This window comes from Flavobacterium rakeshii, from assembly GCF_009741375.1.
In the GTDB taxonomy this organism is placed as follows: Bacteria; Bacteroidota; Bacteroidia; order Flavobacteriales; family Flavobacteriaceae; genus Flavobacterium; species Flavobacterium rakeshii.
In genome coordinates this window covers 1-1581 of sequence record NZ_WOWP01000014.1, presented here as the reverse complement: position 1 = coordinate 1581, position 1581 = coordinate 1, and the positions used below count along the sequence as shown (strand labels likewise).

General features: G+C 32.0%; 2 protein-coding genes. Both read left to right on the top strand.

The genetic code is table 11. The features are described from left to right. Positions 1-193, top strand: a 193-nt coding sequence (locus GN157_RS05275) for a hypothetical protein (RefSeq protein ID WP_231749062.1), incomplete at its 5' end; no start/stop codon positions are given. 255 nt (positions 194-448) lie between these two features. Then, positions 449-1486 (top strand): hypothetical protein, encoded by a 1038-nt coding sequence (locus GN157_RS05270; protein WP_157482065.1) that lies wholly within the window; start codon positions 449-451, stop codon positions 1484-1486. Positions 1487-1581: the final 95 nt, after the last annotated feature.

Genomic DNA, 1581 nt, shown 5'->3' with positions numbered 1-1581 from the left:
AGTAGAAAACGTGAGAACACAAAAAACAGAGATACCTTATGGTGCCATGGAGGGTAAGGAATTAACAATTCATACGGTATGTTATGATTATGAAGGTTATTATGGAGACGCTCATGTATTTATAACAGTAAATGCAGAAGATGGTGCTTTACTATATGGAATATCATCATCGGGATTTCTTGATCTCACCTGATTAGATATATCAATTTTAAAAATAAAAATCCTGCTTAAACCAAGCAGGATTTTTTTATTCAGTAGAATTAAGGGGCTAATGTTGAATACCTTTTCTCAATTATTAGAATTAATTAATGTGATGCTGTGTAAATCCTCTACTAGAAAGTTGGAATTTATTTCACTAGGGCTACAAAACCCGCTTATGTAAATAAGCGGGTTTTTTGTTTATATTAGTGAGTAACATTTATATGTTTTTTGTTAATAATAAACCGCCATGTACAAAACACTGTTATACCTATTCCTGTTTTTTACACTGTTATCCTGTAAAGAGGAAAAAGAGTTACCCTGTAAAGAAGAGAAAGAGTTTGCAATAAAAAGTGATACTATTGAACTGGATATAAAAGGGAGATCTATATATCCATTAAAATATAAGGGTATTTATTATTCTGATTTTATAGAGGTTAAAGATGAACCGACTTTTATCCCCAAAGGAACCTTTTGTGTTTTTAATAAAAAAGGTAAAATACTTAGTAAGGCTAAGCTCATTGGTTATGACTCATGGGACACCGGAATTTATGTTCAGAACGACAGTATAGTGTTTAAGGAAAACCCACTTATGCCAGATGCTGTTTCATATTATTGGGATAAGGGCGAAGAGGACTGGTTAAAAACCAAAGTTACAGATGACGGTGTTTTTGAGGATGATAACTTCCATGTGTATGCCTTGGATTATGGCGAGTGGGGTGCTGCAACCATATTTAAGGATAAAAAAACCGGAATTGAATATGATGCCAATATATTGCTTCCAAGGGTTTATAAGATAAACGGAGCATACTATTTAGTAACCTATACTCAGGTTGTAAAAGTGACCGACCCCCGTAAATTAAATAAAGTAAAAGAAGGTTTTTATTATAACAAAATAAAAAATGATGGACTTAAGGTATTTGACAATGGTGAGTTGGGAAGGTCATTGCAGGGAGTAGAAACCGTTTTTAAATTAGGGGAAGAAGCTTATTATTATCGTGATTTTCCCGAAGAGTATATTGCTCATGCTTTTGTTTACAATGATGAACTTTTCCTGATAATGGTAAAAGGCAATATAATGTATATAGCGAGGATAAATAATGGTGCTTTAGAAAAGGTTAAGGAATTTAAAGAAGGAATTGTTATTGGTCATAATAATCCATACCGAAACGCTTATCTTAATGAAGGGGTGGGGTTTTATTTAGAAGAAGGTAAAAGTTTTAAAACAGGCTTACTGGAAATTAAATGTAATACAATCTATCTTCATTATATAAAAACGAAAGAATAGATTGAGTCGTCCTAAAATAGGTTGACAATTTTTACAATAAAATTTATATTAACCAGTCAGTATTTGCTGACTGGTTTTTTCATGTATAAAATTAG